Genomic DNA, 6,608 nt, shown 5'->3' with positions numbered 1-6,608 from the left:
CGTATAGACCGCCTCGTAATCCTTGCCGTCGGGCCCGACGATCAGTACCTGCTGGACGATCGAGCCGGGCCCGGTCTGCTCGGCCCTGCCGAAGGAATAGGATTGGGGCTTTCGCACCGGCGCATAGCCGTTGGTCACCATGTTCATGAAGGTGTCGACGGTCGGAAAGATCTGCTTCACATTGGGCGCGGCGAAACTGTAGGCGACGGCGCCGTCATTGGCGATGAAGGCCTTCAGCTGGCTATCGATGACCGTCTGCGCGGCCTTGACCTCCGCATCGCCGGCGAAGGCAAGCGAGGTCATCAGCATTGGAAAAAGAGCTAACGCGAACAGTGCGCGGCGCATGGGCTGCCTCCCGGAATTCGCCTGGCGAACGACTCTAACATACGCGTCGCGGCATGACGTGGTTTCACCGAGCTGCGAAGGTTTCGCCATTTCAGCGCCGGGAGGCGGGATCGGCCACTCTTTGAGCTGCGCGGCGCGTGAAGCTTGAAAGCCGGGCGGCAGTCTGCCACAAGGGCCGCTTATTCACGATGCAGGCGGCAGGACCGGGCAATGAAGGCATTTTTCGTGCAGATCAAGTGCGACCTCGGTAAGGCCTATGAGGTCGCTAGCGCGCTTGCCGACGCCGAGATCGCCTCCGAGATCTACTCGACCGCCGGCAATTACGACCTGCTGGCCAAATTCTACGTCGACGACGAGGAAGACGTCGGTCACTTCGTCAACGAGCGGGTACAGATCCTGCCCGGAATCAAGGACACCTTCACCATCGTGACCTTCCGGGCATTTTGACCGGTCAGGCGATGCCCCGTCGACAAGCAGGGGCTGACCCGACCTTGCCGCCTGTGCCTTAAATTTAGGCAATTTGCATAGAGTGGCCGTCACGGCTTCCTAAATCATCGATTGCGCTTGATTTTCTCCGGCGAGGCCAGTGAAATGGTCTCAGAGGGGAGTACTCGATTGGCAGCCTTCGATGAAATGCTTCCGGAAGTTTCCGGATTGAGAAGACCTTATGAGGCTTACGATCGCTGGCTGAAGGAGCAGGACCCGGCCAGGCTTACCCAGAAAATGCAGGACGCCGAGCGTGTCTTCCGCAAGACCGGTATCACCTTTGCCGTCTATGGCGAGCAGGAAGCTTCCGAGCGGCTGATCCCTTTCGACATCGTGCCGCGCATCCTCTCCGGCCACGAATGGCGCCGGCTGACGCAAGGCATCGAGCAACGCGTGCAGGCGCTGAACGCCTTTCTCGACGACATCTATCACCGCCAGGAGATTCTGCGGGCCGGGCGCGTGCCGAGGGATCTCGTTGCCAGGAACGAAGCCTTTCTGCCCGAGATGATCGGGGTGAAGCCGCCTGCCGGCGTCTACACCCATATCATCGGCGTCGACATCGTCCGCATATCGGAGAACGAGTTCTACGTGCTGGAGGACAATGCCCGCACGCCGTCGGGCGTCTCCTATATGCTGGAGAACCGCGAGACGATGATGCAGCTCTTTCCGGAGCTGTTCCAGAAGATCAAGGTGCGGCCGGTCGAGAATTATCCGCAGCTCCTACGCCAGTCGCTCGCAGCGGTCAGGCCGCAAAGCGCCAAGGGCGCGCCGACCATCGCGGTGCTGACGCCAGGCTCCTACAACTCGGCATATTTCGAGCATGCCTTCCTCGCCGACCAGATGGGCGTGCAACTGGTGGAGGGGCAGGATCTGCGGGTCGTTGACGGCCATGTCGCGATGCGCACGACCGAAGGCTACAAGCAGATCGACGTGCTCTATCGGCGCGTCGACGACGCTTTCCTCGATCCGCTGACTTTCCGCCCGGACTCCGCGCTCGGCGTGCCGGGCATCATGGATGTCTACCGCGCCGGCAACATCACCATCGCCAACGCGCCCGGCACCGGCATCGCCGACGACAAGGCGATCTATTCCTACATGCCGGAGATCGTCGAGTTCTACACCGGCCGCAAGGCCATTCTCGGCAACATCCCGACCTGGCGCTGCTCGGAGCCGGACAGCCTCAAATATGTGCTCGAGCACATCAGCGAGCTGGTGATCAAGGAAGTGCACGGCTCTGGCGGCTACGGCATGCTGGTCGGCCCGGCCGCAACCAAGAAGGAATGCCAGGAGTTCGCCAAAAAGCTGCAGGCGAAGCCTTCGAACTACATCGCCCAGCCGACGCTGGCGCTGTCGACCTGTCCGATCCTGACCGAAAAGGGCCTGTCGCCGCGCCATGTCGATCTTCGGCCTTACGTGCTGGTTTCGGACCGAATCCAGATCGTGCCGGGTGGGCTAACGCGTGTTGCCCTCAAAGAGGGTTCTCTGGTGGTCAATTCCTCACAAGGCGGCGGCACCAAGGATACGTGGGTACTCGACGACTAGAGCGGTGAATGGTGAACGGTAAAATGGTGAATGGTCAGATGCCTAGTTACGAGAGGATGGCAATGACGAAGTGTTGCTGGGTACTACTAACTATTCACCATTCACTATTCACCATTCACTAGGCAAATCCACATGCTTCTTGGCCGCACCGCAAACGGTCTCTACTGGATGAACCGCTATATAGAGCGGGCCGAAAACATGGCGCGCCTCGTCGATGCCGGCCTGCGCATGGCGCTGACGCGCACGCAGAACGCGTCAGAGGAATGGAATTCGGTGCTGCTCAGCGCCGGCTCCGACTATGCGTTCTCACAGAAATACCAGGACTATACCGCTGCCAACGTCTCCGACTTCCTGCTGCGCGACACCTCGAACCCGTCGAGCACGATGTCGTCGATCGAGACGGCACGCAACAATGCCCGCATGGTGCGAACGGCGCTGACGCGCGAGACCTGGGAAAGCATCAACGAAGCCTGGATGTCGCTGAAGCGCATGCTGGCGAGGCCGATCGACGAGCGCGACCTGCCGACGGTGCTCGATGCCATCAAGCGCGAGACGGCTCTGATCCGCGGCTCGTTCTACGGCACGATGCTGCGCAACGAAATCTTCGATTTCTCGCAGCTCGGCACCTATGTCGAGCGCGCCGACAACACGGCGCGCATCCTCGACGTGAAGTATTATGTGCTGTTGCCTTCGCTGTCTTGGGTCGGCTCGACGCTGGACAATTACCAGTGGGAGTCGATCCTGCGCTCGGTGTCGGCGCATCGCTCCTATCGCTGGGTTTATGAGGCCGACTACAAGCCGACGAATATCGCGGACTATCTGATCCTCAATGTGCGCATGCCGCGCTCGCTGACCTTCTGCTATCGCTTCCTCGGCGAGCACCTGAAATTCCTCGCCGACGACTATGGCGAGCGCCATGCTTGCCACGCCACGGCCGAGAAGATTCAGGCGCTGCTCAATAGAGGCTCGATCAAGGACATATTCGATCACGGCTTGCACGAGTTCCTGGCCGAGTTCATTCGCGACAACACCAGGCTGGGCGACGAGATCGCCCAGGATTACCGGTTCCATTGAGCGGGGCTGAGGGCGGGCGTCATGCGGCTCAAGATCACCCATCGCACCGAGTACCGCTACGATGCGCCGGTGCAATATCTGCTGCAGCGGCTGCGCCTGCTGCCCCTGAGCGGGCGTACGCAGACCGTCGGCTCCTGGGCGATCAAGGTCGAAGGCGCACGCGAGGAGGTGCGCTTTACCGATCATTTCGGCAACGACACGCGGCTGGTGAGCGCTGAGAGCGGCCACACCGCCATCGTCGTCGAGGCGCGGGGAGAGGTGACGACGCATGACACGGCGGGCGTGACGGGCCCGCATCAAGGCTACGCGCCGCTCTGGCTGTTCGCGCAGCAGACGCCGCTCACCGCCGCCGGCGACGGTATTCGTGAACTGGCCGGCAAGGTCGGGCAGGGGACGGAGATCGAGCGGCTCCACGCGCTGATGGGCGCGATCCGCGAACGTGTTGCCTACAAGCCAGGCGCGACCAGCGTCGTGACGCCGGCCGAAGAGGCCCTGGCGCTCAAATCCGGCGTCTGCCAGGACCACAGCCATATCTTCATCGCCGCGGCCGTCGCGCTTGGCTTTCCGGCCCGCTATATAAGCGGCTATCTGATGATGGATGCCGACGTCGAGCAGGCCGCCAGCCATGCCTGGGCCGAGGCCTATGTCGTAGGGCTCGGATGGGTTGCCTTTGATCCGGCCAACGGTATTTCTCCCGACGAACGCTATGTGCGGGTGGCGACGGGGCGCGACTATCGCGACGCCTCGCCTGTCTCGGGGATACTGCTGGGGCAGGCGCAAGAGAAGCTTGCCGTCACCGTCACGGTAGAGCAGTAATTTCCGACGAGATTCGCTGTTAAAGAAGAATCATGACCTATTGCGTCGGCCTCAAGATCGATCGCGGGCTCGTGTTCATGTCGGACACGCGCACCAATGCCGGCATGGATTCGATCTCGACCTTCAAGAAAATGCACGTCTGGGAAGAGCCTGGCGAGCGCGTGATCGTGCTGATGTCGGCGGGCAACCTGGCCACGACGCAAGCCGTGGTCAGCCTGCTCGACGAGCGCAACAAGGCCGTTGGCGACCGTCATCCGAAGCTGCTCGAGACGCCGTCCATGTACCAGACGGTGCGGCTCGTCGGCGATACGGTCAAGGAAGTCATCGAACATGCCTCGCCGAACGGCGACAAGGCGGATTCCTACTTCAACGCCTCCTTCATCCTGGGCGGCCAGATCAAGGGCAGTCCGCCCAGGCTGTTCATGATCTACCCGGAAGGCAATTTCATCGAGTCGACCGATGACACGCCTTTCTTCCAGATCGGCGAGACGAAATACGGCAAGCCGATTATCATCCGTGCCTATGACCGGACAATGGGCCTGGCCGAAACGGTGAAGCTGCTTCTGGTGTCCTTCGACTCGACGCTGAAATCGAACCTTTCGGTCGGGCTGCCGCTCGATCTGCTGTTCCTGGAGAACGACAGCTTCAAGGTCGGGCTCAATAGGCGCATCGGCCAGGACGATCCCTATTACCGCACCATATCCGACGGCTGGTCGAACGCCTTGAAGGCGGCCTTTGCCAGCCTGCCGGATTTTCCCGGTTAGGGTCCGCACGTCGCGGCCGGTTGGGCATTTAGCTGGCTTACCCGCTGCATTGCGGCTGGGGTCGGGAGGATAGATGGACAACGAGACATTCCGCGACTGGTCGAGGCGGGTGGCCGACTGGGGCGTCGATTACCGCGCCGGCCTGCGCGACCGTCCGGTGCGGCCGGCAATCGCGCCGGGCGAGATCTTCCGGAGCATCGAGGCTTCGCCGCCCGAAACGGCCGAACCGATGGAAAGGATCTTCGCCGATTTCGAAGAAAAGATCGTGCCGGGCATGACGCATTGGCAGCATCCGCGCTTCTTCGCCTATTTCCCCGCCAATGCGGCGCCGGTCTCGGTCGTGGCGGAGTATCTGGTCTCGGCGATGGCCGCGCAATGCATGCTGTGGCAGACCTCGCCGGCGGCGACCGAGCTCGAGACGCGCATCGTCGACTGGATGCGCCAAGCGCTTGGCCTACCCGAGGGCCTTTCCGGCGTCATCCAGGATTCAGCCTCGTCGGCGACGCTTGCGGCGGTGCTCACCATGCGCGAGCGGGCGCTCGACTGGCAGGGCAACAAAAAGGGGCTGGCCGGGCAGGGCAAGCTGCGCGTCTATTCCTCCGACCAGGTCCATACCTCGATCGACCGCGCCATCTGGGTCTCAGGCATCGGCGAGGAGAACCTCGTCCGCATCCCGGTCTCAGGACGTTTTCGCGCCATGGATCCGGCCGCGCTTGAGGCCGCAATCGTCGCCGATCGCGCGGCCGGCTTGCTGCCCGCAGGCATCATCGCTTGCGTCGGCGGCACCAGCATTGGCGGCACCGACGACATAGCCGCGGTGGCCGCGGTCGCGGAGCGGCACGGGCTTTACCTGCATGTCGACGCCGCCTGGGCCGGATCGGCGATGATCTGCCCGGAATACCGGCATTTCTGGGCAGGCGTCGAAGGCGCCGATTCCATCGTCTTCAATCCGCATAAGTGGCTCGGTGCGCAGTTCGACTGCTCGATCCAGTTTATTCGCCAGCCGGAAGACCTGGTGCGCACGCTGGCCATAAAGCCGGAGTTTTTGAAGACGTTGGGGCACGACGGCATCATCAACTATTCGGAATGGTCGGTGCCGCTCGGGCGTCGTTTCCGCGCGCTGAAACTCTGGTTCCTGCTGCGGGCCTATGGCCTCGAGGGCTTGCGCGCCATGATTCGCAATCATGTCGCCTGGAGCGAAGGACTGGCAGCGCGGCTCGCCAGGGAAGTGGATTTCGAGCTCGTCAGCGAGCCGATGCTGTCGCTGTTCTCATTCCGGCACAAAGCGCCATCGGGTACCAATCCGGACGAGCACAATCTGCGCTTGGTCAACGCCATCAACACCGACGGCCGCATTTACCTGACGCAAACGCGGGTGGAGGGGCGCGTGGCGATCCGCTTTCAGGCGGGGCAGTTCGAGTCGACGGCGGCCGATGTTGCCGCCGCGTTCGACGTCATAACCGAGATTGCCCGCCGCCCGTCCTGAGGCGGGTGGACGCGTTCCGCGCTGGTTTGCCTTTTGCAATCAGATGATTTTCGTTAGCCGGCTTATACCTTTTTTTCGCTTTTGTTTTTCGATAT

General features: G+C 62.0%; 7 protein-coding genes. 6 read left to right on the top strand and 1 reads right to left on the bottom strand.

All coding sequences use genetic code 11. From position 1 onward, the window contains the following. The coding region (locus tag EOA27_RS16510; RefSeq protein ID WP_127256707.1) for a DUF4864 domain-containing protein at nucleotides 1-345 on the bottom strand (345 nt) is incomplete at its 3' end. A 210-nt stretch (nucleotides 346-555) separates the two neighbouring features. On the opposite strand from EOA27_RS16510, the gene EOA27_RS16505 reads away from it, so the two are divergent. The 6 genes from EOA27_RS16505 to EOA27_RS16480 all read left to right on the top strand — a co-directional run bounded on the left by EOA27_RS16505 (nucleotide 556) and on the right by EOA27_RS16480 (nucleotide 6,513). Next, the gene (locus EOA27_RS16505) at nucleotides 556-792 is read left to right on the top strand and encodes an Lrp/AsnC family transcriptional regulator (protein WP_027166286.1); all 237 of its coding nucleotides are present in this window, start codon (nucleotides 556-558) and stop codon (nucleotides 790-792) included. A 168-nt stretch (nucleotides 793-960) separates the two neighbouring features. After that, on the top strand, nucleotides 961-2,373 hold the full coding sequence (locus EOA27_RS16500) for a circularly permuted type 2 ATP-grasp protein (protein WP_042642643.1): 1,413 nt from the start codon (nucleotides 961-963) through the stop codon (nucleotides 2,371-2,373). Nucleotides 2,374-2,505: 132 nt separating this feature from the next. Then, nucleotides 2,506-3,447, top strand: a complete 942-nt coding sequence (locus EOA27_RS16495) for an alpha-E domain-containing protein (RefSeq protein WP_126082590.1) — start codon at nucleotides 2,506-2,508, stop codon at nucleotides 3,445-3,447. A gap of 21 nt (nucleotides 3,448-3,468) precedes the next feature. Beyond that, nucleotides 3,469-4,263: a transglutaminase family protein gene (locus tag EOA27_RS16490; RefSeq protein ID WP_126082591.1), complete on the top strand. Its 795-nt coding sequence runs from the start codon at nucleotides 3,469-3,471 to the stop codon at nucleotides 4,261-4,263. Between the two features lie 32 nt (nucleotides 4,264-4,295). After that, entirely contained in the window at nucleotides 4,296-5,027 is a 732-nt protein-coding gene (locus EOA27_RS16485; RefSeq protein WP_042642639.1) for a peptidase, read from the top strand. Nucleotides 5,028-5,100: 73 nt separating this feature from the next. Beyond that, entirely contained in the window at nucleotides 5,101-6,513 is a 1,413-nt protein-coding gene (locus EOA27_RS16480) for an aspartate aminotransferase family protein (protein ID WP_126082592.1), read from the top strand. Nucleotides 6,514-6,608: the final 95 nt, after the last annotated feature.

Source organism: Mesorhizobium sp. M2A.F.Ca.ET.037.01.1.1, assembly GCF_003998075.1.
GTDB lineage: Bacteria > Pseudomonadota > Alphaproteobacteria > Rhizobiales > Rhizobiaceae > Mesorhizobium.
Note: the sequence above shows the minus strand (reverse complement) of the source record. Positions and strands in the feature narration are given on the sequence as shown.

Bases quoted from the DNA above. Each gene is read 5' to 3' on its own strand.
- EOA27_RS16480 (WP_126082592.1), top strand. From the start codon at position 5,101: ATGGACAACGAGACATTCCGCGACTGGTCGAGGCGGGTGGCCGACTGG.
- EOA27_RS16495 (WP_126082590.1), top strand. From the start codon at position 2,506: ATGCTTCTTGGCCGCACCGCAAACGGTCTCTACTGGATGAACCGCTAT.
- EOA27_RS16505 (WP_027166286.1), top strand. From the start codon at position 556: ATGAAGGCATTTTTCGTGCAGATCAAGTGCGACCTCGGTAAGGCCTAT.
- EOA27_RS16490 (WP_126082591.1), top strand. From the start codon at position 3,469: ATGCGGCTCAAGATCACCCATCGCACCGAGTACCGCTACGATGCGCCG.
- EOA27_RS16485 (WP_042642639.1), top strand. From the start codon at position 4,296: ATGACCTATTGCGTCGGCCTCAAGATCGATCGCGGGCTCGTGTTCATG.